This is a genomic window from Rhizobium sp. BK008 (assembly GCF_014197345.1).
Taxonomy (GTDB): domain Bacteria; phylum Pseudomonadota; class Alphaproteobacteria; order Rhizobiales; family Rhizobiaceae; genus Rhizobium; species Rhizobium anhuiense.
On the sequence record NZ_JACIFK010000001.1, the window covers coordinates 747,101 to 773,170 of the forward strand.

Sequence of the window (26,070 nt, forward strand, 5' to 3'; positions counted from 1 at the left end):
TTTCATGCACGGATATGTCAAAACAGGAAACAGCCAGCCCGCCTGGCTGTTTCCTTTTGTCGTCATCGTCGTCCTGATCCTCAGCGTGCTGCCGCTCGCTCGTCTTGGCATGGTCGGGATCTCGGCCTTCGCCGATGGTGGCGTGATGACTGTTTTGAGCGAGGCGTCGCTGTGGTCGGCAACCTATTACACGGTTGTCACCGCCATCCTCGGCACGATCATCTCGCTCGTCATCGGCTGCCTCTTCGCCTTTCTGCTGACGCTGACCGATATCCGCGCCAAGGGGCCACTCAGCTTCTTCTTCGTGCTGCCGATGATGATCCCGCCGCAAGTGACGGCATTGGCCTGGGTGCAGATGTCCGGCCCCTCCAGCCCGCTGTTGAAGGCGCTTTCCATTGCCCCGCCGCTCGGCTCGCCGCAGCCGCTCTATTCGGTGGGTGGTATCGCGCTGCTTTACGGCGTCCAGCATGCGCCGCTGGTCTATCTGGCGCTTCGGGCCGGGCTGATGACGCTGCCGCGCGACGGTGTCGAGGCCGCACGGCTTTCCGGCGCCTCCAGCTTGCGGGTGTTCCGCGACATCATCCTGCCCCTGTCGCTGCCCGGCATCATCGCCGGGGGGGCAATTTCCTTCGTCTCCTGCACCGGCAATTTCGGCATTCCCGCCATTCTCGGCATTCCGGCCTCGATCTTCACGCTGCCGACGCTCATCTTCACCAAGTTTTCCGCCTTCACCAGCCGGACCTTCGGCGATGTCGCCGTGCTCTCGGCGATCATCGCCATCATCTCGGTCGTCGGCCTGATGATCCAGGACCGGGCACTGCGTGGCCGCGACTACCGTGTCATCGGTCTATCCGGAGCGAGCGCCGCCTTCGAACTCGGTGCCTGGCGATTTGCCTTGGCGCCACTCGTCTGGGTGATCCTGTTCTTCATGCTGGCGGCGCCCTTCTTCGCGCTCCTTGCCGGCGCGCTGGTGCCGGCCTATGGCGTGCCGCTCACCTTCAAGACCATGTCGCTGCATGCTTTTGAGGAGATCCTGTTCCGGCAGGCGGTGACGCGCACGGCCTTTGTCAATTCGCTGTCGCTTGCCGGCGCCACCGCGCTTGGTCTCCTGGTGGTGACAATGCTTGCAGCCTATGCGCTGACGCGGCGCAAGGATGCGGCTTCCCGCATCGTTTCCGGCCTCATCGAAATACCCTATTCGCTGCCCGGCATCGTCATGGCTGTTTCCTTCATCCTGGTGTTCGCTGCACCCATCCCATTCCTGCGCGTCTCGCTCTACGGCACGATCTGGATCATCCTGATTGCCTATTTCTCCTCCTTCTTCGCCGTCAGCCTGAAACCGGTGGTCAGTGCCTTTCATCAGCTCGATCCGGCGCTCGAAGAGGCGGCACGGCTTTCCGGGGCCGGCTTCTTCCGCCGGCTTGCCGATATCATCATGCCGCTGATCGCGCCGGCCGCTGGCGCCTCCGTCATCCTCGTCTTCCTGATCGCCTGCAACGAGCTGACGATCTCCGCACTTCTCTGGTCGGCCGGCACGCAGACGCTCGGTGTCGCCATTTATAATCTCGATGACAGCGGCAGTTCCGACCTTGCTTCGGCGCTTTCGGTGCTCGTCGTCGTCATGGTCGTCATGCTGATGCTGCTGCTCGAGCTTCTGGCCAAACAGCTGCCGAAAGGAGTGGTCCCATGGGGAGGCTGATCCTCAATCAGCTCGGCAAGGATTTCGGCACCGGGCGGGCTGCCGTCAGCGGGTTTTCGCTCGATGTGCGTGAGGGCGGCTTCCTGGCGCTGCTCGGGCCTTCCGGCTGCGGCAAGACGACGGTGCTGCGCATGATCGCCGGTTTCGAGGCGCCGACCGACGGGTCGATCCATCTCGGCGAGCGGCTGCTTGCCGATGCCGCGCAATCGCTGCCGCCGGAAAAGCGAAACATGGCGATGGTCTTCCAGTCCTATGCGCTCTGGCCGCATATGAGCGTCGCCGACAATGTCGGTTATCCCCTCAAGGTGCGCGGCATTTCGGGTGAGGCCTATCGGACGAAGGTGCGCGATGCGCTCGGCATCGTGCGGCTTGCCGAATATGCCGAACGGCGGCCGGCCGATCTTTCCGGCGGCCAGCGCCAGCGCGTGGCGCTTGCCCGCTGCCTGGTCACATCGCCCGACGTCGTGCTGCTCGACGAGCCGCTCGCCAATCTCGACCGCCACCTGAAACAGGAGATGGAGGAAACCTTCCGCGATTTCCATCAACGCTCGGGCGCGACGATGATCTATGTCACCCACGACCAGAGCGAGGCGATGGCGCTCGCGACCGACGTTGCCGTCATGTCGGAAGGGCGACTGCTGCAGGTGGCGTCACCGGCCGAGATCTACGCCCGGCCGGAAGGCCGCGTCGTCGGCGGGCTGATCGGGCGAGGGGCGATCGTGACGCTGCCGCGGATTGCCGGAAATTGCAGGGCGTTTGACCGGCCTGTGCTGGAGCCGTTGTTTGCCGGTGCTGTCGCCGGGACCGCCAGCGGCGACCGGATGGATGTCCTCGTCCGGCCGGAGGATGTGATGGTCTCCGGCGAGAATACCGCCGCCGGCGAGGGGATCGCGGCGGCGGTCGAATCCGTTCTCTTCGAGGGCGAGCGCTACGCATTGAAGCTCACCCTCGCCGACGGGCAGGCGCTGCGGGCCTATTCCCGCTTTCCAGTCCGGACGGGTGACAGTCTCAGGTTATCGGTGCGCGCGGCATGGCGGCTTTGAGACGCCCGCGCCCTTTCGGGATCACTCGCTGCCGGAACATTGCCAGCGGATGACACGGCAGGTTCCGGTCTGACGTCCACAGTTGCCGATCGCCTGACGCTGGGCCTCACGGTTGTCGTAACCCCAGCCGGAGCCCCAGCCGCCGCGATGGCCGACGGCCACCGCGCTGCAGCCATTGCGGAACCAGATGGCGATCCGGCAGTCATCGGTGCTGCTGTCGCAATTGCGCCGGGCGACGGTTTCGGCGTCGCCGCGATTGTCATTGGCATTGGACCAACCCAGAGCGCCCGTTGATGGCGAATAGGCGATGGCACCGTAGCTGTCTGCAAGTGCCGGGCCGGTGCCGGCGAGGGCAGTCAAAACCGCAATCGATGCAGAAATCCGTTTCATGAAATGCTCCCGCCCCGGAACCGGTGAATGTCGTCCGGGACGAATTATTCGGAACCTGCGGGAGCATGTCAGCGGCCTAAGTCACTGGCAATCGCCTCCGGGGCCGCAAGAGGGGTGGTTGTCCGCATATTTCTTGGCCGGCCATCTTTTCCTGCGGCTTCTGCTGGTTAAGGTACTCCCCGCAACCGGATCCTTCCCATGTCGCTTCGCCTCGCCACCTTCAATGTCGAAAATCTCCTGACCCGTTTCGATTTCACCGGCTTCCGCAATCAGCTGCGCCAGGACCGCGTCATCAAGCTTTTCCAAGTGTCGAGCGAGGGCGTCTACCAGCAACTCGAGCAGTCTCGGGTGATCGCTGCGACCGACGATACGCGGCAGATGACGGCGCTCGCGATCGCCGATGCGGATGCCGACATCCTCTGCCTGCAGGAAATCGACAACATGGCGGCTCTTCAGGCCTTTGAATACGGCTATCTCTTCCGCATGGTCGGAAACGGCTACCGGCAGAAATATCTGGTCGAGGGCAATGACAGCCGCGGCATCGATGTCGCGGTGCTGATGCGCGAGGAAACGCGCGACGGCCAGAAGATCGAGCTCAGGGACATCCGCAGCCATGCAATGACGACCTATCGCGATCTCGATCTGTTCGACGAGGAACTGGGGCTCACCAACCGCATCGACGACAAGATCTTCAAGCGCGATTGCCTGGAGCTCGACCTTCTGATCGGCGGCCGGCCGTTTTCGCTCTATGTCGTGCATTTCAAGTCGATGGGCAATCCGCGCGACGGGCTGGACGGGCGGCAATCGACCATGCCGATCCGCCGTGCCGAGGCGCGCGCGGTGCGCCGCATCATCGAGGATCGTTTCGGTGCCGATCACGCGGGCACCAAGAGCTTCGCCATCTGCGGCGACATGAATGATTATCAGGAGCGCGTCGACGTCATCGGCCGGCGGGGCGCCGGCTATCGTTTCGAGCATCAGGACGAGGCCGAAAGCGCGCTCGACGTTTTCAGCCGCGACGGCTTTGCCGAAAACGTCGTACGCCGCCGCGCGGCGCTGGACCGCTGGACGCTCTATCATGCGCGCGGGCCGCAAGAGCAGTGGCTCTGCCAGCTCGACTATCTCTGGCTTTCACCAGCGCTCGCCGCCCATAATGCCGGTCGCCTGCCCGAAATCATCCGCAGCGGCCAGCCCTACCGCACCATCTTCCCGCCAGGGCAGGAGGTGGAGCGTTATCCGCGCACCGGCTGGGACAGGCCGAAGGCGTCCGATCATTGCCCCGTCGTCATGACACTGGATCTTCCCTGAAAGCGAACATGAAAACGAATTTGAACATGAATTTCACCAACGCCAATTTCTCCGATGATTTCGCCGGCTGGCCGCCGTCGGCGACGGTCTTCCCGATTGCCGGCGTGGATCTGCGCATCCTGCCCGGCCCCCATCCCCTCGTCGCCGCCGAAGAAGCGGCGATTCGAGAGAATTGGGCACGCGAGACCGCTGCCAACCCGGCGCTGTTCGACGGGCGCATGGTGTTCCAGCGACTGATATCGCTCAGCGAAGACGGGATTGTGGGCGAGGGCCATGTCATTCCCTTTTCCGCGTTCATGTGGTGGCGCCGGCAGCCGCAGCGTCAGGGCGGCATTCACGTCTTCGCCTATCCGGTGCTGGAAAGCTCCGACGGCGCGCTGGTGGCGATCCGCATGGGCGCCCATACCGCCAATCCCGGCCAGGTCTATTTCGCCGCCGGTTCGCTCGAACCGGAGGATATCGTCGACAACAGCTGCGACATCGAGGCAAACATGCGCCGCGAGGTCCACGAAGAGACCGGGCTCGATCTTGCCGATGCCGTCGCGGGGCAGGGACTGTTCGCCACCCATAACAAGCGCACGGTAACGCTGCTGCGGCTCTTCCGCTTCGAGATGACGGCGGACGAGATGATCGAGCAGATCGAGCGCCACATGCTGGTCGCCGACGACCAGGAGATCGCGGGCGCCGTGGCCATCCGCTCGGCTGATCCCTCGGCCTATCCCTATAACATCGCCATGCTGCCGGTGATCGACTGGTATTTCGGCAAGGCCGGCGCATAGGCGATCAGTTCGTCCGCGTCACGCCACACCAATCAGCCCTCATCCAGAGGTGCTCCGGAAGGGGCCTCGAAGGAAGAGGGCGGTGGTTCGTGCCTCCCATGAGATTCGAAGCCGATGCCTGGAACCGTATTGGGCGACGCTTCAGGATATTATTTGGGGATCCTGTTATAGAAGGACTGGGGATCGTAGACGCATTCGTAGTCGAGAAGGCAAAGCTTGCCGTTGGCATCCCTTACCCTGGCGGTGTCGTACTTGTCGCCCAGATTGCACCTGGCCGGCGGATAACGGAAGCTGCGGCCGCCAAAGCCCATGCGCACAAAAACAGCCTTGTCCTTCCTGATGATCTGCGCAAGCTCCTCGCAGCTGTGATCGCGGGCATTGACCTCCACCGCCTCGACGGCAAGGGCTGCGGACGGAAACAGCAATGCGACGGCTAGAACAGTGCTTTTCATGGAAACTCCTGCATGTGAGAAAGAGGCGGCTGGCGCAATCAGAGTGTTAGAGCGTCCTTTGTGCGTCCGAAAGGACGAACGGCGCTCTAGGGGAAATTATAGGGCGATGCCGGGTCGAAGACGCAGGCATAGTCGAGAATGCACTGTTTCCCCTTAGCATCGCGAAAACTGGTGGTGGTGCGTTTGTCGCCCATGCTGCATTGGGCGGGCGGATAGCGGAAGCTGCGGCCGCCAAAGCCGACGCGGACAAAGACCTTTTTATTCTGACGGATGATCTGCGCAAGCTCGCCGCAGCTGTGATCGCCCGCTTTGACCTCCGTTGCACCGGCGGCAAAGGCCGGCAAGGGCAGAGACAAGGCGACGGCCAAAATAACGCTTCTCATGCACCCCTCCCGTCTGTGAGAGGGAGATAGGGCGCGCGGATCGCGGCGGCCAGCCTTGAGGGCAAGACGAACCATGCCGCCGGCGTCCAGAACGGTTCCCGGCAGGCCGGAAAATCCGGCCTGAATTCAGAAACATCAATCTTTTCAAGAGATTTGGTGGGTGATGTAGGGCTCGAACCTACGACCCGCTGATTAAGAGTCAGCTGCTCTACCAACTGAGCTAATCACCCGTTCGCGCTTGGCTGCGCGGTGTGACGGGGCGTATAAACAGGATCGGCAGGCTTGTCCAGCGCATAGGCGAAATTTCTTTGGTTAATCGCGAAGATTTTTCGGCATGGCTGAAATGCAGCGCATAACCCCGAAAATCGGAAGCGATTTTCGGAAAGGATTATGCGCCGATTCAAAGTGATAGGGCGCGTCCTGGCGGACGCGCGGCGCTCCGGTGAAATCAGAGGTCGAGCGTGCCGCTGGCCAGCCGCACCGCCTGGCCGCCGATGCGCGCGTTGGAGATCGTCCCGCCGTCGACATCGATATGCAGGTGGATAAAGGATGGCCGGTCCATCTCGACGCCCTGCTCGATCATGATCGGATGATGTCCGTCCGTCAGCCGGTCGAAATGGTGGATCGCTCCGGAGAGCGCCGCCGCTGCCGCCCCGGTAGCCGGGTCTTCGACGATGCCCATGCCGCTTGCAAACATGCGCGCATGGAACTTCGCCACGTGGTTGACGCCGCCGCGACAATAGACATAGGCCGAGGCGAGCGCACCGTCGACGAAAGGCACGATCTTTTCCCAGAGCTGCGGATCGAATTCCACCCGCTGCGCGGCTCCGACATCGTGCACCGGAATGAGCAGGAAGGGGACACCGGCGCTCCAGACCGATGGGACATGATTTTCGAAGCCGATTTCGGTCACCTTCAGCGACAGCGCATCGGCAATGCCGAGCTTGTCGAGCGGCATGATGGCCGGCTGCGACTTACGCGGCAGGTCAAATTCGGCAAAGCTCGCTTCGCCCTCCCTCAGCCGCACCGCACAGCGCACTGGCCCGACATTTTCCTCGAGTACCGAGACGAGATCGCGGGTCGTCGCGCCATGAGCCCGCTCGGCCAGCGCCACCGCCGTGCCGACCGTCGGATGGCCGGCAAAGGGCAGCTCGCGCCCCGGCGTGAATATCCTCAGCCGCGCTGCATAGGCGGGGTTGCTCGAAGGCTGCACGAACACCGTCTCGGAGAGATTAAGCTCCCGGGTGATCGCCTGCATCGCCTCGTCGCTGAGATCGTCTCCGTCGAAGATCACCGCCAGCGGGTTGCCCGCAAGCTTTCGATCGGTGAACACGTCATAGACGCTGTAGCTTCGCGCCACATCAGCCTCCTTGAATCGTCATCGCGCCGCCAACCTGCCCGACCAAGCGGTCGAGTGCAAGGCGCTAGCGCATCGGCCCGAAAATCGGAATCGATTTTCGGAAAGCACGATGCGTAAATTCAAGGTGTTAGAGCGTCCATTGTGCGTTCGAAAGCACGCATGGCGCTTTAGGTCGGCCTGGAGCGCCGCGACAATCGCTTTCGATTTTCGGGTAGCGCTTTGGCAGGAGCAGGCATGACTGCCCCATTCGGCATCGATGACGAGGTCAAGAAAAAGGCCGGGCGAAACTCGCACCGACCTTCCTCGATCAGTCTCGATAACGGCTGCCAGTACATCCGTGGTCAGCCGTTAGAGACAGATATGATATCCCTTAAGTAGGGTTTGCTTAATAATCTTCAAGAGCCCACAGCGGTCAGGAAGCCGGCATCCGGCCGGCTTCCTTTGGCCGAGCAGCGGTTACTGCTGGGCAGGGGCAGCCGGCGGAGTGGCCGGTGCCGGTGCCGGTGCGGGCGTTGCGCTGTTGTCGGTCGGAGCGATCGGCTTGGCCGGCGCCGGCTCGGATTGGGTCGTGGAGGCTGTCGTATCCGGCGATGTGCCGGGGGTGCTCCACTGCGAATAGGCGAATGCAGCGACAGCGATCACGGCCAATGCAGCGACCCAGACAACCCACGTATTATTGTTGCGCGCGCTCGGCGTGGTGCGCAGATCCAAATTTGGGTTCAGGGGGCGGTTGGGGTCGTTGGCATTATTGGGGTCGTACGTCATGGTACTTTCTCCTCTTTCGGTGACAGAAGAATGCCGAAGTGGGCATTTTGTTCCGTTCTGGGCCGAAGCGCCTGTGTTGATTGAGTTTTCGTCCTCTTCATTCTTGTCCCGGAGGACGAGATGCCGGCCGATCGGGTGCCCTGCGGACAGCAGCCGCCGCGACCCAATGCCCTTGACATGGCGGGGGCACTTTTGCATGGTTTTCCCATGGGGTCGCGATCACCCCACGAGGCGTCATGCTGAAGAATCGCGTCCAACAGAACCGATCAACGGAGGGACGCGTCATGCCGTCATTTCTCGAAATTTCTCCCGACAAGCTCAGCCGCCTCATCGGAACTCCCGGTGCGCCTTGCATTATCGACGTTCGCACGAAGGAGGACTTCGGGCTCGATCCGCGCCTGGTGCCGGGCTCGATCCGGCGCGACCATACCGAGGTAGCGTCCTGGGCCGGCAGCGTCGATGCCGATTCCGTCGTCGTGGTCTGCCAGAAGGGCAGCAAGCTCAGCCATGGCGTTGCAGCCTACCTGCGCCATGCCGGTATCGATGCCGAGAGCCTCGAGGGCGGCTTCGAAGCCTGGATCGCAGGCGGACCGGCGGTCCCCTGGGAAAAGCTGCCGCGCCGCGACGCGGAGGGACGGACTGTCTGGGTAACGCGGGCGCGGCCGAAGATCGACCGCATCGCCTGCCCCTGGCTGATCCGGCGCTTCGTCGATCCGAGCGCTGTCTTCCTGTTCGTGCCGGCGCCGGAGGTTGTCGCAGTCGGAGAACGCTTTGGGGCGGCGCCCTTCGATATCGAAGATGTGTTCTGGAGCCACCGTGGCGAATTCTGCACTTTTGACGTCATGGTCGAGGAGTTCGGACTGGCGTCGGAACCGCTTCTGCGTCTGGCGCGGATCGTCAGGGCGGCGGATACCGCAAGGCCCGACCTCGCGCCCGAGGCGCCTGGCCTGCTTGCCGCATCACTCGGCCTCTCCAGGATGTATTCCGACGATCTGGAGCAGTTGGAAGCCGGGATGGTGCTCTACGACGCCTTCTTCCGCTGGTGCCGGGATGCGACCGAGGAAACCCACAACTGGCCAGCGCCGAAGAAGAGGGCATGAGATGGCCGAGATGACGGATGCTGCATCCGGCGGCAAAATGGCGGGGGAGGACGCGAATGGGGCGCATCATCACGGCGTCTCGTTTGGTGACGCCTTCAGGGTGTGGCTGCGCGTCGCCGCCTTGAGCTTCGGCGGTCCCGCCGGCCAGATCGCCGTCATGCACCGGATCATTGTCGACGAGAAGCGATGGATCGGCGAGCATCGTTTTCTGCATGCGCTGAATTATTGCATGCTGCTTCCCGGACCCGAGGCGCAGCAGCTCGCCGTCTATATCGGCTGGCTGATGCACCGGACAGCGGGTGGTCTCGTCGCCGGCTTGCTGTTCGTGCTGCCGGGGTTTCTATCGATCCTCTGTCTCAGCTATATCTATGCGGCTTACGGTAACGTCGCCATCGTCGCCGGTCTGTTTTTCGGGCTGAAGGCGGCGGTGCTCGCCGTCGTCGTGCAGGCGGTCATCCGCATCGGCAGCCGCGCGCTGAGGAATAACGTCATGGTCGCTATTGCGGCCGTGGCCTTTATCGCCATCTTCTTTCTCCATATGCCGTTCCCGCTGATCGTGCTCGCGGCCGGCATCGCCGGCTTTGTCGGCGGCAGGTTCGGGCTTGCGGCCTTCCGGACGGGCGGTGGCCACAAGGCCGGAAGCGGCCCGGTGCTGTCGGATGCCGAGTCGGCGCTCGGCGAGGGCATACCGGCGCATGCGCGCCCTAATCTTGCCTGGTCGCTGCGCATGTCGGCCGCGCTGCTCGCCCTCTGGCTCGCTCCGCTCGCCGTGCTCTACGCAACCTTCGGTGCCGACAGTGTCTTTACCCAAATCGGCCTGTTCTTCAGCAAGATGGCGGTCGTCACCTTCGGCGGCGCCTATGCCGTGTTGGCCTATGTCGCGCAGGAGGCCGTGCAGCATTTCGGCTGGCTGAAACCCGGCGAGATGCTGGATGGTCTCGGCATGGCCGAGACGACCCCGGGGCCGCTGATCATGGTCGTGCAGTTCGTCGGTTTCATGGGCGCCTACCGCGATCCAGGAGCACTGAACCCGATGCTTGCTGCCACGCTTGCGGCGATGCTGACGACGTGGGTCACCTTCGTGCCCTGTTTCCTCTGGATCTTCCTCGGCGCGCCCTTCATCGAGAAACTGCGCGGCAACATCGCGCTTGCCGGCGCGATGTCGGCCATAACGGCGGCGGTCGTCGGGGTCATTCTCAACCTCGCCATCTGGTTTGCCCTGCACACGCTGTTTGCCGAGGTCGCGACCGTCGGCCTTGGCGGCTTGCGGCTCGATATCCCCGTGCTGCAATCGGCTGTGCCGGCGGCTATGGCGCTGTCGGCCGCTGCTGCCGTCGCCATCTTCCGCTTCAAGGCTTCCGTGATCGCGACGCTGCTCGCCTGTGCTGTTGCAGGGATGATCTGGACGCTGGCGGTGAACTAGAGCCGTGCGTCCTTTCGGACGCACAAAGGACGCTCTAATACTTCAGACCTCCGCATCGTGCGGGACGATCCGCTAGACTAGGCTTCCGCCCCATCCGCGGGAATGCGCGTGGCGAGCATCTTGTCGATGCGCATGCCGTCCATGTCGAGCACTTCGAAGCGCCAGCCGTCGAAGAGAAAGGTTTCGCCGGCTTCGGGGATGTGCTGGAGCTGATGCAGCGCGAAGCCCGCAAGCGTATGGAAATCGGCATCCGGACGATCGCGCAGGCCCAGCCGTTCGAAGGCGTCGAAGGCCGGCATCATCGCATCGATCAAGAGCGAGCCGTCTTCCCTGACGACGATGTCGGGCTCTTCATCGGATCCCGGCAGGTCGCCGGCGATGGCTTCGAGCAGATCGGTCTGGGTGACGATGCCTTCGAGGCTGCCATATTCGTCGATGACGATGGCGAGGCGAACGGGCGAGGCCTTGAAACTGTCGAGCACGCGGACGACCGAGGTGCCCTCATGCAGCACCAGCGGCTGCTTGATCACCTCCATCGGCCGGACCTTGCCGCCGTCCAGAACCTGGTCGAGAAGGTCCTTTTTCAACACCATGCCGATCGGTTCGTCGATCGAGCCACGCGCGACCAGCAACTGCTCATGGCCGCATTCGCGGATGGTCTTCAGGATCTCGGCGTCGCTGTCGTCGGCGTCGAACCATTCGATATCGAGACGCGGGGTCATGATGTCGGAGATCGGTCTGTCGCCGATGTTGAACACCCGCTCGACCAGTTGCTGCTGCACCTGGTTGAGAAGGCCGGCCTCCTGGCTCTCGGCGACCAGCAGCTTGAGCTCCTGCGGCGAATGGAACGACGATTCGCCGGTTCCGGCGCGAAGACCCACACCGCGCAGCACGAGGTTGCCCATGCCGTTCAGGGCAAAAATCGCCGGCTTGAACAGCAAGAGGAAGAACCCGAGCGGACGCACCACAGCAAGCGAGGTGGCCTCGCTGCGCTGAAGCGCCAGGCTTTTCGGCGCGAGCTCGCCGAGCACGATGTGCAGCGCCGTGATGATGACGAAGGCAATGACGATGGCGACGGTATGCGCGCCTGTCGCCGCCCATTGCCCGGGCAGCCAGGACAGCAGAGGCTCGATCAGGTGCGCAAGCGCCGGCTCGCCGACCCAGCCAAGGGCGAGCGACGAAATGGTGATGCCGAGCTGAGTGGCTGCGAGGTTGGCATCGAGATTGTCGACGGCGCGCTGAAGTGCGGAGGCATTCATGCGGCCTGCCGCGGCAAGTTCCGTGACACGGCTGCGCCGCACCGACACCAGTGCGAATTCGGCGGCGACGAAGAAGCCATTGGCGGCCACGAGAAGCAACACGGCTAGTATCCCGACATAGTCGAAGAGCCCGCCCGCGGATTCGGACATGTTTCCCTACCTCTGAATTGATGCGAGTCCGAAACTACACGCTCGGACAGAGGTAGCAAGGCGCAGCCGCATTCTTGCTGCACGCGATGTGGATGTCGGGTTGCCGTCATCGGGTGACCGCTGCCGCGTCATCTCTTCGGTGCTTCGAAGAGTTCGATCGGGTTTCCGGCCGGGTCTTCGAGGAGGATTTGCTTGCCGCCCATGCCCTGCACGATCTCGTTGCGAAAACGCGCGCCGGCCTGGCGCAGCGTGGCGACTTCGGCTTCCAGATCCGCGACTTCGATCTGGATGCGATTCCATCCGCCGGGCTCGGGCTTTCGTCCGTCTGGCATCGCCTGAGACGCTCCGCCCGGTCCCGTCACGCCGCTGACGAGCAGACGAAAGCCGTCCCTGGTGAGGATGGCGAAGCTGGGCGCGGGATGAAGCGCGATCGAGAAGCCGAGATGTCTCGTGTAAAATTCCAACGCGACGTCGACGTCGTCGACGATATAGCGCACGCTGATGCCGGGCATGATTTCCTCCACTGTCTCTAGAGCGATCCCGCACGACAGTCCCGACGGCGCCAAGCGCTCGTTCGGAGGCAGGGACACGCTGCATTATTTGAATCTGCGCCCAATTCTTCCGAAAATCGAATCCGATCTTTTGGGGCTATGCAGCGATTGTGCCGTGTCGGGTAAAACGGCTCTTCGTCATAGTGTATAAGACTAACCTAAAATATTAGCCGAAACCCACAGCCATCGGATTCTATTACGAAAATTTAATTTATATTTCAGTTTCGGTTCATCTTTTCAGCCCTAGTTTGTTCCCGTGCCAACACGAGGAACCCGACATGAAAAAGATTTTTGCAGCTCTTCTTTCCGCCTCCTTTCTTCTGTCTCCGATGATTGTCTCCCAGGCCAGTGCTGACGATTATCGCCGTCCGCCTGTCGTGCAGAAGCGGGTGATCGTTGAGAAGAAGGTCATCCGGCCGCATTGGAAAAAGGGATACCGCGTCAATGCCAGCGAGCGTCGCCGGTTCTCCGATGTCAACGACTACCGCCGCTATCGGCTGGCGCCTCCGCCGCGCGGTTATCGCTGGGTCCGCGCTGACAACGACTACCTGCTGATCGGCGTCACCAGCGGCATCATCTCCAGCATCATTACCGTCCGTTGATCGCAGATGGATGAGGAAAGAGGGCGGATTTGGCTGCCCTCTTTCTGACTTTGAGGCGGGCAAGCGACACCGTCTCGATCAGCATCGTTGCTCTTTCTGGTCTCGCCACGAGGCTCCCGTGTTCTGATCGGCTCCGCCCGCTAACCCCACCCTCCGTCCTGCTCGGCCTTGAGCCGAGCATCCACACCGCATCCATCAGCAGTAGTGGTATGGATCCCAGGCTCAAGGCCTGGGATGACGGAGAGTGGGGTTGGCGTTCGCGCCAAACTCGACTTGGTCTACGGAGGATGGGGTGGCGTTCACGCCACATTCGCCGTCGGCTTGAAGGACACAGCGGCGGTCGTCACCGCTTTAGTCCTGCCGGCGCAAAGGCATCACGTGTTCGGCGATGAGGCCGAGCAATCCCCTGGTTTTGCGCGGCGTCTCGTCCGCAGCCTCATGCGTCAGCGGATGCAGCCCCTCGATCGGTGGCAAGGGATCGCATTCCTGGCAGATGCAGCGGTAGGATTTGATCGCCGTCGCTTTCACGCTGCCTGCCGGCTCCAACTGGCGAAGGGATCAGGCAGTTTGCGCCAGCGTTCCGGTGCAAACACCGTGGTGTCGACCAGACAGGCGTCGAGTTCCTTCCTGATCCAGGCTTCGTCCATCGGATCGGCGCCGATGAAAACGATTTCCTGGCGGCGGTCGCCCCAGACCGGGTCGAGATAGGGGCCGATGGCGCGCATGAAGCCTGGCTCTTCGGGCCATTGTTCGCGGGGTACGGCCGCCCACCACAGACCCATTTTGCCGGTACGAACGATCGCGCCCGCCTGGCTGATCTCGCCGACATGATGCGGCCGGGTCGCCAGCCAGAAGAAGCCCTTGGCGCGCACCACGCCCGGCCAGCTTCTGTCGAGGAAGGCTTGCAGCTTTGCCGGATGGAAGGGCCGTTTTTCGCGATAGACGAAGGAGCGGATGCCGTATTCCTCGGTCTCCGGCACGTGATCGCGGAAGCCGTGTAGCTCCTTGTACCAGAGTGGATGGGTCTCGGCCTTGTCGATGTCGAAGCGGCCGGTGCCGAGCATTTCGTTCAGCGCCACCCTGCCGAAATCCGCCTCGATCAGCTTGGCATCGGGGTTGAGGCCGGTGACGATCTTGCGGGCGGCGTCGCGCTTTTCCTCGCTGGCCGTGCCGACCTTGTTCAGCACCACGACATCGGCGAATTCGATCTGCTCGACCAGCAGGTCGACGATGGTCCTGTTGTCGCCGTCACCCGCCGTTTCGCCGCGGTCGGCGAGGAAATCGGCTGAGGCATAATCGGCAAGCAGGTTGGCGGCGTCGACGACGGTCACCATGGTGTCGAGCCTTGCGACGTCGGAAAGGCTTTGGCCGTTCTCATCTCGAAATTCGAAGGTGGTGGCGACGGGCAGGGGCTCGGCAATGCCGGTGGATTCAATCAGGAGGTAATCGAAGCGGCCCTGGTCGGCGAGCTGGCGCACCTCGTTCAACAGGTCGTCGCGCAGTGTGCAGCAGATGCAGCCGTTGGTCATTTCGACAAGCTGCTCCTCGGTGCGGGAGAGATTGGCGCCGCCGTCGCGCACCAGCGCCGCGTCGATATTCACCTCGCTCATGTCGTTGACGATGACGGCGACGCGCAAACCTTCGCGATTGGCGAGCACATGGTTGAGCAGCGTCGTCTTGCCGGCGCCGAGGAAGCCTGAAAGCACGGTGACGGGAAGTCTATTGTCCATGGGAACCTCATCGAATTATATATGTTATATCATTACATGGATTGCGCTGAAAAAAGGCGGAACGGGGGTGTCCGCCTTCTTCCGCTTCAGCTTTCTCCAAAACGTCGCGTGTCCGGCAGGACGCGCAGTGCGGCGCATGACAATCATGCGCCGGAGAGGCAGCCCTTCATGCTGTTGGCGATGCCGCGCATGAGGGTGAAGTAGAGATCGGGACCGGCCTTCAGCGTCGCCGCTTCGGGGTCGAGCACGCCTGATTTGGCGTGCGTGCCTTCGATGACCACATCGACGAGGCGCGGTTCGAACTGCGGCTCGGCAAAGACGCAGGTGGCGCCGAGTTGCCCGACCTTGCTGTGGATTTCCGAAACACGCTCGGCGCCGGGAATGGTTTCCGGGCTGACGGTGATCGAGCCGGCGACCCGGATGCCGTAGCGATGCTCGAAATACTGGTAGGCATCGTGGAAGACGATGAAGGGCTTGTCCTTGACGGGAGCGACAATGCCCTTGATCTCGGTATCCAACGCATCCAGCTTGTCGTCGAGAGCCTTGGCGTTGCCCTGATAGGTCAGCGCATTGGCGGGATCGGCGGCGACCAGCGTCGTGGTGATCATGGCGGCCATCGCCTTGGCATTCATCGGGTCGAGCCAGAGATGGGTGTCGAAGGCGCCGTGGTCGTGGTGATCGTCGGCAGCATGCGCGGCTTCGGCATCGTGATGTTCGTGACCGGAGGCAGTGTCGTGCTCGTCGCCGTCATCGTGCGCTTCAAAAGCGCCGCCCTCGCGGAAGGGGAGTTTGACGAGGCCGGGCGCTTCATCGAGTGCAGCGATGCTGGCATCCCGGCCGAGCGCCTGCAGTGGCTTTTCGAGAAAGGCCTCGAGGCCGGGACCGACCCAGAAAATCACCTTGGCGTCCTGCAAAGCGCGGGCATTCGACGGCTTCAGACTGTAGGTGTGCGGGGAGGCGGCGCCGTCGACGATCAGTTCCGGTTCGCCGACGCCCTGCATGATCGCCGAAACCAGCGAATGGATCGGCTTGATCGAGGTGACGACGACAGGCGCATCGGCGGCCCGCATCGTTCCGGCAAAGAGCAAGGCGGGGATTGCGACGCCCATGATTGCGAGAGCCGGTATTTTGAAGGCCAAGACTTTGAGAAATGGCCCCAGGGCACGTTGCATCAGTGTGCTTCCCTTGAATTACAATTGTTATGTTATTACATCAATTGCGTTATGCTATAACGTGTGCAATAGCAGGACGCAACAGCACTTTCGGAAAATTTGATGCTCTCTCCCGCAAAGACCCTCGGTAGTGTCAGGGCCGAACCGCTGGTTTCGCTTGAAAATGTCGGCGTTCTCCGCAATGGCCGCTGGCTGGTGCGCGGCGTCGATTTTTCCGTCTCGCGCGGCGAGATCGTTACCCTGATCGGGCCGAACGGCTCCGGCAAATCGACGAGCGCCAAAGCGGCAATCGGCGTGCTGAAGCCCGACGAGGGCAGGGTGGAGCGCAAGGCCGACCTCAAGGTCGGCTATGTCCCGCAGAAGCTGTCGATCGACTGGACCCTGCCGCTTTCGGTGCGTCGGCTGATGACGCTGACCGGCCCGCTGCCCGAGCGCGACATGCTCTCGGCGCTCGAATCCGCCGGCATCGCCCATATGCTCGATGCCGAAGTGCAGCATCTTTCCGGCGGCGAATTCCAGCGGGCGCTGATGGCACGCGCCATTGCCCGCAAGCCGGATCTGCTGGTGCTTGACGAGCCGGTGCAGGGGGTCGATTTCTCCGGCGAGATCGCCCTCTACGATCTCATCAAATCGATCCGCAACGCCAGCGGCTGCGGCATTCTGCTGATCTCGCACGATCTCCACGTCGTCATGGCCGAGACCGACACCGTCATCTGCCTCAATGGTCATGTGTGCTGCCGCGGCACGCCCGAATCCGTCAGCCGCAGCCCGGAATATGTGCGCCTGTTCGGCAGCCGGGCGGCGCAGACGCTGGCCGTCTACAGCCATCATCACGATCATACGCATCTGCCGGATGGGCGCGTGCAGCATGCGGACGGCACGGTCACCGATCATTGCCACGCCGATGACGGGCATCACGCGCATGACGGCAGCCATGCGCATACGCATGACCACAGTCATGAGCACGACCACGGGCATGCCGGGCATGACCATGGGCATGCCGGTGATGGCCACACGCATCCGCACGCCCATGAGCATGCGGCGGGAGATCGCCATGCTTGACGATTTCTTCGTGCGCGCCATCCTTGCCGGCGTCGGGCTGGCGCTGACGACGGGGCCGCTCGGCTGCTTCATCATCTGGCGGCGCATGGCCTATTTCGGCGATACGATCGCCCATTCGGCGCTGCTGGGCGTCGCATTGTCGCTGCTCTTCGAACTCAATCTGACACTGGCCGTGTTTGCCGTCGCCGCCCTCGTATCGGTGCTGCTGCTCTTCCTGCAGAAGCGCCAGGCGCTGTCGGCCGATGCGCTGCTCGGCATCCTCTCGCATGCGACCCTTGCGATCGGCCTCGTCATGGTCGCCTTCATGAGCTGGGTGCGGATCGATCTCATCGCTTTCCTGTTCGGCGATATCCTTGCCGTTTCCACGACCGACATCGCGCTGATCTGGGGCGGTGGGCTCTTCGTTCTCGTGGCAATGGCCTGGCTGTGGCGGCCGCTGCTGGCGGCGACCGTCAATGCCGAGCTCGCCGAGGCCGAGGGGCTGAAGCCGGAGCGGGCGCGGCTGTTCTTCATGCTGCTGATGGCCGTCGTCATCGCGATTGCCATGAAGATCGTCGGCATCATGCTGATCACCTCGCTGCTGATCATTCCGGCGGCTGCGGCGCGGCGCTTCTCGTCGACGCCTGAGGTCATGGCGGTGCTCGCCTCGCTGATCGGGGCCATCGCTGTCGTCGGCGGGCTGTTCGGTTCGCTCACCTACGACACGCCCTCCGGCCCCTCGATCGTGGTTGCGGCGCTGATCCTCTTCATGCTCAGCCTGCTTCCCCTCAGGCGCCATCGCGCGGTCATGCAAGGACAAGGCTCATGACGACACCGCAATTGACCAAGAACCAGTCGCTTGTTTTCGATGTGCTCGAAAAGGCCGATGGGCCGCTCAGCGCCTACACCATTCTCGACAAGCTGCGCGATCACGGTTTTCGCGCGCCGCTGCAGGTCTACCGGGCGCTGGAGAAGCTGCTCGAATATGGCGTCGTGCACCGGCTTGAAAGCATCAACTCCTTCGTCGCCTGCGCCCATCCCGGCGACGACTGCCACAGCCATGGCATCGTCGCCTTCGCGATCTGCGAAAGCTGCGGCCAGGTGATGGAGTTCCACGACCACGAAGTCGACCATCGGCTGATGGCCTGGGTGCGCGGCCAGAAGTTCAAGCCGGAAAAGACGACGATCGAGATCCGCGGATTGTGCGAGGCCTGTGCGGCCTGATTGGAGCGGGTAGCGGCCGTTTCCCGATGCGCCACGTCTGCTGAGAACGCCACCCACCTCATTCCTGCAACACAGGAGCAATCGCGTGACGAAAACCGACCTCTCCGACCGCTACCGCGATTACATTGCCTGCCTGAACAGCCAGGACTGGCAGAAGCTAGGGCAATTCGTCGACGACGGCGCGATCCATAACGGCCGGCGGCTTGGGCTGTCGGGTTACGTCGCCATGCTCGAGCGGGATTTCGATGAGATTCCCGATCTCCATTTCAATGTCCTGATGCTGATCGCCGACCCGCCTTACGTCGCTTGCCGGTTGGGCTTCGACTGCACGCCGAAGGGAAAATTCCTCGACCTCGAGGTCAACGGTAGGCGCGTTGCCTTCAGCGAGAACGTGATCTACGAATTTCGCCACGGAAAGATCGTCGAGGTCTGGTCGGTGATCGACAAGGTGGCAATCGAAGCTCAGCTTCGAGGCGAGAGGTGATTGCACGGTCTTGCGGTTTGCCGACCTTGGTGGGTTCTGACGGAACGGTGGCGGAGATGGGTTGATCGCGTCGACCATAAAATTCTTCTGCAGGTGGCAAATTGGCGAAACGAACCGGCCGTTTCCCGGGATGAAAACGGCGCGGTCTTCGGGCCAGTCAGAAAGAGATATCGAGCCCTGACCGAGAAACACCAGGGGACATTGACGTCGCCGCCAGCTCGAGCAAGGGCAAAATCGGTGGCAGGTTGCGGTAAATTCGACGAAGAATTGTGTGCCCGACGGGCAGCTCCGCGAGCGTTTGGTGTAAGAATCGGAAACACTTTGTGACTAAGTGTCTCCAAAAGCAGCGTTTTTCGACTTGCTGCGCGCGACGACATGACGGATATTGTTTAAACGTTGAGGAAGCCGTCATGATCAGAATGATTGAAAACCCTGCCGAGCTGGCGGGCGAAGATATCACCGGCAAATATATTCTCCGGAAGCTGAACTATCATTGGTTCGCTTACGGCAAGGCAGCTATCGTGACCGCTTGCAAGGGAACGATCCTGCATCTCGAACGGGAAGAGACGGTCTATTCCGAGCGCTGGGGTCGCCGCGCCTATACGGGCAGCGGCAAACGTTATCCCGGCGGCATCTGTCCCATTTCGGCGGTCGCTTGCGTCTGCGATACACCTGACGACGTCAATGCCGTCATCCAACTGGATGTCGAAGCGCAGGACGAATTCTATCAATTGATCGCCAAGGCCGAAGCCAGGGTTCAGGCTCTTGCCTCTTCCTCACGGAACAGCCAGTTTCTCGAAGCCGCCGAATAAGGCACTCTTCCGCGAAATCGGGCTGGGCCGTCATTTCGAGGCGTCGGGGATCGATGCGAGGTCTCCACTGGAGTGGCTACGGCAGCTATTGGCCCGGCTGCGATTAGTCGATGCCGGCAATACCCGACCAGACTCTATATAGCACTTCGGAATCCCGAAATTGGTTGCGGCATTGAAATCATTGGCTGTTTCTCTCCGTCCACACCTCACGAAACGCCGCGAATTTCGGAATCCCGAAGCGGCGTTTTTCTTGATTGGATTGCCAATGGCAACAACTCTGTGGCGCGTCACCCGATCTGCTTGAGATCGCGGGCGAAGCGTTGCCAGTTGGCGACGTAGTTTTCCGCCGAGCGGCGGATGGCTCCGATTGCCGCTTCGTCGAGCGTGCGCAGGACGCGGGCGGGTGCTCCGACGATCAGGGAGTTGTCTGGGAATTCCTTGCCTTCGGTGACCAGTGCATTGGCGCCGACGAGGCAGTTGTTGCCGATTTTCGCACCGTTGAGGATGGTGGCGCCCATGCCGACCAGCGCGTTGTCGCCGATGGTGCAGCCGTGGAGAATGGCGTGATGGCCGATGGTGCAGCCTTTGCCGATCGTCAGCGGGAAGCCCATGTCCGTATGGGCCATCACGCCCTCCTGGATGTTGCTGCCTCCGCCGACGGTGATCTTCTCGTTGTCGCCGCGCAGCACTGCGCCGAACCAGATGCCGACATTCTCGCCGAGCTCGATTCGGCCGATGATGTTGGCATCCGGTGCGATCCAATAGAGGCCGGCGGCGGGCAGTTTCGGCGTCGATCCGCCGAGCGCATAGACGGGCATGACTCTCTCCTCAGACGACCTCGACCGATAGGGTGGCGATACCGTCGATGCCGCAATAGATATGATCGCCCCTGGCGACTGCGCCGACGCCGGCGGGCGTGCCGGTCATGATGATATCGCCGGGCGCCAAGGTGAAAAGCTTCGACAATTCGGCGATGATCTCCGGCACCTTCCAGATCATCTGGTTGAGATCACCGTCCTGAACGCGTTTGCCGTTCTGTTCCAGCCAGATCTTTGCCTGCGTGGGGTGGCCGAGGCGACTGGCCGGAACGATCGACGAAACGGGGGCGGAATGTTCGAAAGCCTTGCCGACTTCCCAGGGACGGCCGAGCTTCTTTGCCTCGCCCTGCAGATCGCGGCGGGTGAAATCGATGCCGACGGCATAGCCGTAGATGCAGTCGAGCGCATCCGCGGCCTGAATGTTCGCGCCGCCGGATTTCAGCGCCAGCACACATTCGACCTCGTAATGCACGTCTGATGACAGCGACGGATAGGGAAAGGCGTGGCCCGCCGGCAGCAGGTTGTCGGCATTCTTCTGGAAGAAGAAGGGTGGCTCGCGGCTGGGATCATGGCCCATCTCGATCGCATGGTCGGCATAGTTGCGCCCGACGCAATAGACGCGGCGCACCGGAAAACGCTCGGCGCTGCCTTCCACCGGCAGCAGTACCGGTGCGGGACGCGGAATGACGGTGGCGGGATGGGGCATGGGCGGGCTCTTCCTGTTTTCGACTCTTGCGCCATCTTAGACGGAAAACGTCGCGCCGGGAAAGCATCCCTGGCGCCCGGATCGGGTGCATTGACGCCGTCACGGTCGCGGGTTAACCTTGGCCATGAGCAGGATTTTTGCAGTTTCGACCAAGTCTACGACCACCGCGCCGCGGTGGGTGGTGGACGCGTGAACTGAATTCCGTTCATCGCTGCTGAGACCAACCCGCCGGAAACGAGCGGGTTTTTTGTTCCCGCCCGTGTCCCGCATTCGAGGACGAGATCGTGGACGATATCCAGAAACATATTCTCGCGGAGCGGGCGCTGGCCGCTGCCCGCCGCTGTGTCGCCAGCCGCTTTGCCGGGGCTGCTTTCACCTATGTGGCGGGTTCCATCATGCGCGGCGAAGGGACTGCGTTTTCCGATATCGATCTGGTCGTCGTCTTCCCGTCGCTGGAAAGAGCCTGGCGGGAATCGTTCACTGAGGACGGCTTCCCGGTCGAGGCCTTCGTCCACGATGCGCAGACGCTAGCGCATTATCTTCATCGGGATGCTGACAGCGGCTATCCGATCATGGTCAACATGGTGATGACAGGCTGCATTTTGGGACCGGATATCGACAGCGCCCGCCTCATCCAGGCAAAGGCGGCGGATATTCTGGCGGCAGGGCCCAAGCCTCTTGCCGGGGCAGACTATGACATGCTGCGCTATCAGGTCACCGATCTGGCCGATGACCTGCGCGGCGCCCGCCCGCCCGAAGAGGTCGCCGCTATCGCCGCACTGCTCTACCAGAAGCTCGCCGATCTGATCCTGCTCGGGCGCGGCGCATGGAGCGGCCGCGGCAAGTGGGCGCCGCGTGTCCTGAAGACGCTCGATGCGCAACTGGCGGCCGAATTCGACGCGGCGTTCAGGCTGGCGGGGCAGGGCGACGGCGCCCGGTTGCTGGCCCTTGCCGACCGCGAGCTCGCCCTGCATGGCGGCCGCTATTTCGACGGGTACCGGCAGAACGCGCCGCTGGAAGCGCGCCGCCTGGAATAATTTGGTATCGGTCACGTTGCCGCATTTTGAAAATTGGATGAAAGATGTTTGAGAATGAGTTCAAAGGTGTCTTGCAGTCTGCCGTGAGGCGCACCGCCAGATTGCTTCTCAGACCTCCGGTGGAAGGGGATGCCGATTTCCTGATCCGGCTTTTTTCGCGACCGGAACTGGTCGCACACCGACCGGTGCCCCGGCCTGATACGCCGGAGGAAAGTGCTGCGCGGCTCGCGCGCGATATCGGGCATTGGAAAGATCACGGGTTCGGGCGTTGGGCTGTTGAGTCAGACGGCGCGCTGATAGGGTTCGGCGGCGTCACTGTTTCCACGGAATTCGATGGCCTCAACCTTTCATATCATCTGCAACCTGAAAGCTGGGGCCATGGCTATGCCACGGAATTGGTCAGGGAATCCCTGACATTTGCATTCGACGATCTGCAGGCCGATCGCGTGATCGGATTGGTTCGCACCGCCAACACCGCGTCAAGACGCATTCTCGAAAAATGTGGCTTCGCCTTCGAGTGCGAGGTGATGTTGCACGGCGCGCCGACCAACATGTACGCCTTCGGCAGTTTCCGGACTTAAGCGGCAAGCGCCGATCGCATCCGCACAAGCGTTCACGCTCGCGAGGTCATCCAGACACCCACCATTGTCACCGCCAATCCGACGAACATCGTTGCCGTCAGCGGCTCGGAAAACAGGGCCCAGGCCCATAACATGGTGACGGGTGGGCTGAGGTAGATTGCGGCGCTGACCTGCGCCACCGGGAAAAGTCGAAGACTGGTGTAATAGACCGAATAGGCGGTAAAGGTTGCGATCAGCACGAGCCATGTCATGCCGATGGCGAAATCGATGGTCATCGGCGGGATCATATTGCCCTGCATGAAGGCGCAGAACGAAAACAAGGCCGAGCCGGTCAGGGTCTGGATGCAAAGGCTCTGATGGACAGGCATGTGCTCGTCGCGCCGCCGTCTGTAGAGAACCGAGGCGAGGGCGAAAATCAGCATCGAGCCGGCCGTCAGCCCATAGGCCCAGAGCGGGGCCTGGCCGAAGCTCAGGCTTTCGAGCGAAACGAGCAGAACGCCCACCACGGCGATCGTCGTCCCCAGCCATTGCCGCAATGTCAGCCGTTCGCCCAGGAGCGGTTGCGACAGGCACGCAATCGCCAGCGGCAAGAGGTCGGAAATCAGTGCGACCAGTCCCGTCGGCACGCGCTGCTCGATGGCGAGAGCGAATCCACCGAGATAGAGGAAGACCGACATCACGCCGAACAGCATTTGCCCCAGCACACTGCGCAGATGCATCCTTGGCCCGATCGTCAGCGCGAAGGGCAGCAGTATCAGTCCCGACAGAAGGGTGCGCCAGAACAAGACCAGAATGACGCTTGCCCCCTCGCTGGCGTAGCGGATGCCGACGAAACCGGAACTCCAGCTGATCACCAGAAGTGCCGCCAGCACGGGCCAGAGGAGAGGATGTCGTCGCGGCTCGGGCCGGACGATTGATTGATCTGTCATGGCATACTCATTTCGATAACGCTCTGCTCTGAAATAGGTCAGGAAATGCGCCATCGCACATGACAAATATCGATCGCGACATGACAATGCGCTCGCTTTATCGATGTCGACTTGTCAGGCCGGGCCAGCTCCATGCATAGATTTTGCGACACAGTGAGCAGAGAGCGCCTCCATGACCGAACTCAACAGCCGACGATTGGAAATAGACGCGTTGCGGGTCCTGTGGTCCGTTCGCCGTCATGGTGGAGTCACTCGCGCCGCCGAGGCGCTCGGTCTGTCGCAATCGGCCGTCAGCCATAAGATCAAGCGGCTCGAGGTCAGCCTCGATTGCGATTTGCTCAGCCGCAAATCAGGCTCGGCCATGTTCACCGCCGCCGGAGAGGACTTGCTGGATTATGCCGAACGTATCCTTGGCCTTCATGACGAAGCGCTTCTCAGCCTGACGAAAACGCCGCTCGCCGGGCGCATCGCGCTGGGGCTGACCGAGGACACGACCTGCACGGACCTTGCCCGCATATTGGGCCGGTTTCGTCGTCTCCATCCTGATGTCGCGGTGCGCACCAAGGTCAGAATGAGTCTGGTTCTCAGGGGGATGCTGGAGCGGGGCGAGCTCGATGCTGCGATCGTGCAGATCTTTGCCCACGAGGTTCGCCCGACCGATATCGTCCTTTTCCGGGAGCAGCTCTACTGGGTGAAGCATGCGGACTTGCCTCTGCCGCCGAGTGGTCCCATTCCATTCCTGTCTTTTGACGACGAATGCTTCTATCGCCAATGGGCGCTTGATATCGGGCAGGACGGTGACTCGCTGCTCGAGACGGTGTTCGAATGCGCCAGCGCCGCCGGAATCGTCTCGGCAGTCACATCCGCGCTGGGCGTGGCGCTTCTGAATGGGCGCCATCTGCGCCCCGAGATGAGTATCATCACCAACCGCCTGCCCACACCTCCCGCCCTGGCCTATGTGGTGCGCCGAGCCCGAAAGGCGCGAAACCCGGCGCTCGATACGCTGGTCGCCGAAATCGAGAATGAGGTCAGCCGCTACGGCGGACTGACCCTGGCGAGCTGACGGGCCGGGACATGCCCAGCGCATCGGCCCGAAAATCGGAATCGATTTTCGGAAAGCACGATGCGAGGATTGAAAGTGCTAGAGCGTCCTTTCTGCGTCCGAAAGGGCACGCGGCGCGCTAGCCGAGAGCGCTTTGCGCGGCGCATATCCTGTCGATCAGGGCATCAAGTTCACCTTTTGGCGGACGGCTTTTGGCCAGGCGCTGCTTGAGGTGCATGATCGGCTCAGCCAGGATTTCATCCAGGCTCTCGGCACAGGTGAAGTCACCCGCCACGCGCTTGACCTTCGAATTGTCGAAGATGGCCGTCCAGGCCTTGTCGCCGACCAGCGGGCCTCTCCAATCCGGATTGTACCTGATCAGGGTGTCGGTCGGTACGTGGACGATCTTGGCCTCTACGCCCAGCAATCTTGCAATCGTCTTCTGGATATCGTCCCAGATGTGGGCGCGATCGGAGGTGATGTGGAAAATCTCGCCGAGCGCTGCTTTCTTGCCGAAAAGCCCGACGAAAGGCACTGCGAAATCGACGGAGCGGGTCAGTGTCCAAGGCGTGTGGCCATCGCCCGCCACGATGGTGGGTTCGCCGTCCAGCATGCGTCTCGCCATGACGTCGCTATCGCCCATCATGATCGGCAGGCCGGTGCGAACGGTGTGGCTGGGGCGGATGATCGTCCAGGCCAGATTGCTGGACTTCTTGAGCAATTCCTCACAGGCGATCTTGGCCTGGCTGTAGGGCCAGTAGGGATTGATCGCCGGCGTCTCTTCGGTGATCACGTAGTGACGCGGCGGCTTTTCATAGACCGATGCCGAAGAGATGAAAATATACTGACCGCAATTGCCCGCAAACAGCTCGATGTCGCGCGCCACCTGATCGGGCGTGAAGGCGATGAATTGGCAGACGACATCATAATTGGCCCTGGCGAGATCCGCATAGGCGGTCGACCCAAGTTCACCGACGATCGAGGTCACCCCCGCAGGCAATGGGTCGCTTCTCAAGCCGCGATTAAAGACGCTGACATGATGGCCCTCAGCAACGGCGCGGTCGACGCAGGGATAGGAAATCTGGCCGGTGCCGCCAATGAAAAGAACTTTCAAAGCCATGAGTGACCTCGGGGTCTATGGGCGGGATCTGGTGATCACCCTTCATAGCGCGAAAGAACGTGATCGTCTCCCGCAAATCTCGTGCACCGAAGATTGCGCCGCGAGCGGGG

General features: G+C 62.0%; 29 protein-coding genes and 1 tRNA gene. 15 read left to right on the forward strand and 15 right to left on the reverse strand.

Annotated elements, in window-relative coordinates; all coding sequences use genetic code 11:
* Positions 1-4: 4 nt before the first annotated feature.
* Positions 5-1,699, forward strand: coding sequence for an ABC transporter permease (locus tag FHT69_RS03505; protein WP_183904918.1), 1,695 nt, complete (start codon positions 5-7; stop codon positions 1,697-1,699).
* Positions 1,687-2,742 carry an ABC transporter ATP-binding protein gene (locus FHT69_RS03510; RefSeq protein WP_183904919.1) on the forward strand — a complete coding sequence of 352 codons (1,056 nt, stop codon included), beginning with the start codon at positions 1,687-1,689 and terminating at the stop codon, positions 2,740-2,742. The genes FHT69_RS03505 and FHT69_RS03510 overlap by 13 nt, the downstream gene beginning before the upstream one ends.
* A gap of 21 nt (positions 2,743-2,763) precedes the next feature.
* Here FHT69_RS03510 and FHT69_RS03515 read toward each other — a convergent pair whose 3' ends face one another.
* Complete coding sequence (locus FHT69_RS03515) at positions 2,764-3,132, reverse strand: DUF4189 domain-containing protein (RefSeq protein WP_183904920.1); 369 nt, start codon at positions 3,130-3,132, stop codon at positions 2,764-2,766.
* 198 nt (positions 3,133-3,330) lie between these two features.
* Here FHT69_RS03515 and FHT69_RS03520 point away from each other — a divergent pair, with 198 nt between their 5' ends.
* Together FHT69_RS03520 and FHT69_RS03525 are read left to right on the forward strand one after the other, a co-directional pair.
* Positions 3,331-4,440 carry an endonuclease/exonuclease/phosphatase family protein gene (locus FHT69_RS03520; protein ID WP_183904921.1) on the forward strand — a complete coding sequence of 370 codons (1,110 nt, stop codon included), beginning with the start codon at positions 3,331-3,333 and terminating at the stop codon, positions 4,438-4,440.
* An 8-nt stretch (positions 4,441-4,448) separates the two neighbouring features.
* Positions 4,449-5,219, forward strand: a complete 771-nt coding sequence (locus tag FHT69_RS03525) for an NUDIX hydrolase (RefSeq protein ID WP_047610751.1) — start codon at positions 4,449-4,451, stop codon at positions 5,217-5,219.
* 149 nt (positions 5,220-5,368) lie between these two features.
* Here the strand turns inward: FHT69_RS03525 and FHT69_RS03530 are convergent, their stop codons facing one another.
* From FHT69_RS03530 to FHT69_RS03550, 5 genes are all read right to left on the reverse strand, one after another.
* Positions 5,369-5,671 (reverse strand): hypothetical protein, encoded by a 303-nt coding sequence (locus FHT69_RS03530; RefSeq protein ID WP_097594224.1) that lies wholly within the window; start codon positions 5,669-5,671, stop codon positions 5,369-5,371.
* A gap of 86 nt (positions 5,672-5,757) precedes the next feature.
* The gene (locus FHT69_RS03535; protein WP_183904922.1) at positions 5,758-6,054 is read right to left on the reverse strand and encodes a hypothetical protein; all 297 of its coding nucleotides are present in this window, start codon (positions 6,052-6,054) and stop codon (positions 5,758-5,760) included.
* A gap of 154 nt (positions 6,055-6,208) precedes the next feature.
* A tRNA-Lys gene (locus tag FHT69_RS03540) sits at positions 6,209-6,284 on the reverse strand.
* A gap of 218 nt (positions 6,285-6,502) precedes the next feature.
* The gene (locus tag FHT69_RS03545) at positions 6,503-7,414 is read right to left on the reverse strand and encodes a PhzF family phenazine biosynthesis protein (RefSeq protein WP_047610746.1); all 912 of its coding nucleotides are present in this window, start codon (positions 7,412-7,414) and stop codon (positions 6,503-6,505) included.
* A 456-nt stretch (positions 7,415-7,870) separates the two neighbouring features.
* Positions 7,871-8,179 (reverse strand): hypothetical protein, encoded by a 309-nt coding sequence (locus tag FHT69_RS03550; protein ID WP_047610744.1) that lies wholly within the window; start codon positions 8,177-8,179, stop codon positions 7,871-7,873.
* A gap of 284 nt (positions 8,180-8,463) precedes the next feature.
* On the opposite strand from FHT69_RS03550, the gene FHT69_RS03555 reads away from it, so the two are divergent.
* On the forward strand, positions 8,464-9,279 hold the full coding sequence (locus FHT69_RS03555) for a chromate resistance protein ChrB domain-containing protein (protein WP_183904923.1): 816 nt from the start codon (positions 8,464-8,466) through the stop codon (positions 9,277-9,279).
* Position 9,280: 1 nt separating this feature from the next.
* Positions 9,281-10,702 (forward strand): chromate efflux transporter, encoded by a 1,422-nt coding sequence (gene chrA / locus FHT69_RS03560; protein ID WP_183904924.1) that lies wholly within the window; start codon positions 9,281-9,283, stop codon positions 10,700-10,702.
* A 77-nt stretch (positions 10,703-10,779) separates the two neighbouring features.
* Here the strand turns inward: chrA and FHT69_RS03565 are convergent, their stop codons facing one another.
* Both FHT69_RS03565 and FHT69_RS03570 read right to left on the reverse strand, forming a co-directional pair.
* Positions 10,780-12,111, reverse strand: a complete 1,332-nt coding sequence (locus tag FHT69_RS03565; protein WP_063474657.1) for a hemolysin family protein — start codon at positions 12,109-12,111, stop codon at positions 10,780-10,782.
* A 128-nt stretch (positions 12,112-12,239) separates the two neighbouring features.
* A complete protein-coding gene (locus FHT69_RS03570; RefSeq protein ID WP_047611743.1) occupies positions 12,240-12,623 on the reverse strand; it encodes a VOC family protein in 384 nt (127 codons plus the stop codon).
* 317 nt (positions 12,624-12,940) lie between these two features.
* On the opposite strand from FHT69_RS03570, the gene FHT69_RS03575 reads away from it, so the two are divergent.
* Positions 12,941-13,264, forward strand: coding sequence for an RcnB family protein (locus FHT69_RS03575; RefSeq protein ID WP_168334073.1), 324 nt, complete (start codon positions 12,941-12,943; stop codon positions 13,262-13,264).
* Between the two features lie 351 nt (positions 13,265-13,615).
* Here FHT69_RS03575 and FHT69_RS03580 read toward each other — a convergent pair whose 3' ends face one another.
* The 3 genes from FHT69_RS03580 to FHT69_RS03590 form a co-directional block, all read right to left on the reverse strand.
* Positions 13,616-13,792 (reverse strand): hypothetical protein, encoded by a 177-nt coding sequence (locus FHT69_RS03580; protein WP_168334074.1) that lies wholly within the window; start codon positions 13,790-13,792, stop codon positions 13,616-13,618.
* Positions 13,789-14,994: a zinc metallochaperone GTPase ZigA gene (gene zigA, locus FHT69_RS03585; protein WP_183904925.1), complete on the reverse strand. Its 1,206-nt coding sequence runs from the start codon at positions 14,992-14,994 to the stop codon at positions 13,789-13,791. Before zigA ends, FHT69_RS03580 begins: the two co-directional genes overlap by 4 nt.
* 143 nt (positions 14,995-15,137) lie before the next feature.
* A complete protein-coding gene (locus tag FHT69_RS03590; RefSeq protein WP_097542203.1) occupies positions 15,138-16,166 on the reverse strand; it encodes a zinc ABC transporter substrate-binding protein in 1,029 nt (342 codons plus the stop codon).
* Positions 16,167-16,268: 102 nt separating this feature from the next.
* On the opposite strand from FHT69_RS03590, the gene FHT69_RS03595 reads away from it, so the two are divergent.
* The 5 genes from FHT69_RS03595 to FHT69_RS03615 all read left to right on the forward strand — a co-directional run bounded on the left by FHT69_RS03595 (position 16,269) and on the right by FHT69_RS03615 (position 19,727).
* Positions 16,269-17,228: a metal ABC transporter ATP-binding protein gene (locus tag FHT69_RS03595; protein ID WP_183904926.1), complete on the forward strand. Its 960-nt coding sequence runs from the start codon at positions 16,269-16,271 to the stop codon at positions 17,226-17,228.
* The gene (gene znuB, locus FHT69_RS03600; protein WP_063474663.1) at positions 17,221-18,036 is read left to right on the forward strand and encodes a zinc ABC transporter permease subunit ZnuB; all 816 of its coding nucleotides are present in this window, start codon (positions 17,221-17,223) and stop codon (positions 18,034-18,036) included. The genes FHT69_RS03595 and znuB overlap by 8 nt, the downstream gene beginning before the upstream one ends.
* A complete protein-coding gene (locus FHT69_RS03605; RefSeq protein ID WP_047610731.1) occupies positions 18,033-18,431 on the forward strand; it encodes a Fur family transcriptional regulator in 399 nt (132 codons plus the stop codon). Before znuB ends, FHT69_RS03605 begins: the two co-directional genes overlap by 4 nt.
* An 85-nt stretch (positions 18,432-18,516) precedes the next feature.
* Entirely contained in the window at positions 18,517-18,915 is a 399-nt protein-coding gene (locus FHT69_RS03610; protein WP_047610729.1) for an ester cyclase, read from the forward strand.
* Positions 18,916-19,325: 410 nt separating this feature from the next.
* Positions 19,326-19,727, forward strand: coding sequence for a hypothetical protein (locus FHT69_RS03615; protein ID WP_047610727.1), 402 nt, complete (start codon positions 19,326-19,328; stop codon positions 19,725-19,727).
* Positions 19,728-20,014: 287 nt separating this feature from the next.
* On the opposite strand, the gene FHT69_RS03620 is transcribed toward FHT69_RS03615, so the two are convergent.
* Both FHT69_RS03620 and FHT69_RS03625 read right to left on the reverse strand, forming a co-directional pair.
* The gene (locus FHT69_RS03620) at positions 20,015-20,545 is read right to left on the reverse strand and encodes a gamma carbonic anhydrase family protein (RefSeq protein ID WP_063474664.1); all 531 of its coding nucleotides are present in this window, start codon (positions 20,543-20,545) and stop codon (positions 20,015-20,017) included.
* Between the two features lie 10 nt (positions 20,546-20,555).
* Complete coding sequence (locus FHT69_RS03625; protein ID WP_063474665.1) at positions 20,556-21,251, reverse strand: fumarylacetoacetate hydrolase family protein; 696 nt, start codon at positions 21,249-21,251, stop codon at positions 20,556-20,558.
* Positions 21,252-21,535: 284 nt separating this feature from the next.
* On the opposite strand from FHT69_RS03625, the gene FHT69_RS03630 reads away from it, so the two are divergent.
* Together FHT69_RS03630 and FHT69_RS03635 are read left to right on the forward strand one after the other, a co-directional pair.
* Positions 21,536-22,288: a nucleotidyltransferase domain-containing protein gene (locus FHT69_RS03630; protein WP_063474666.1), complete on the forward strand. Its 753-nt coding sequence runs from the start codon at positions 21,536-21,538 to the stop codon at positions 22,286-22,288.
* A 44-nt stretch (positions 22,289-22,332) separates the two neighbouring features.
* A complete protein-coding gene (locus FHT69_RS03635; RefSeq protein WP_063474667.1) occupies positions 22,333-22,869 on the forward strand; it encodes a GNAT family N-acetyltransferase in 537 nt (178 codons plus the stop codon).
* A gap of 32 nt (positions 22,870-22,901) precedes the next feature.
* On the opposite strand, the gene FHT69_RS03640 is transcribed toward FHT69_RS03635, so the two are convergent.
* A complete protein-coding gene (locus FHT69_RS03640) occupies positions 22,902-23,798 on the reverse strand; it encodes a DMT family transporter (protein WP_063474668.1) in 897 nt (298 codons plus the stop codon).
* A 172-nt stretch (positions 23,799-23,970) separates the two neighbouring features.
* Between FHT69_RS03640 and FHT69_RS03645 the strand changes: the two genes are divergently transcribed.
* Positions 23,971-24,861: a LysR family transcriptional regulator gene (locus FHT69_RS03645; RefSeq protein WP_183903092.1), complete on the forward strand. Its 891-nt coding sequence runs from the start codon at positions 23,971-23,973 to the stop codon at positions 24,859-24,861.
* Between the two features lie 118 nt (positions 24,862-24,979).
* Here FHT69_RS03645 and FHT69_RS03650 read toward each other — a convergent pair whose 3' ends face one another.
* Complete coding sequence (locus FHT69_RS03650; RefSeq protein WP_097542210.1) at positions 24,980-25,960, reverse strand: SDR family oxidoreductase; 981 nt, start codon at positions 25,958-25,960, stop codon at positions 24,980-24,982.
* Positions 25,961-26,070: the final 110 nt, after the last annotated feature.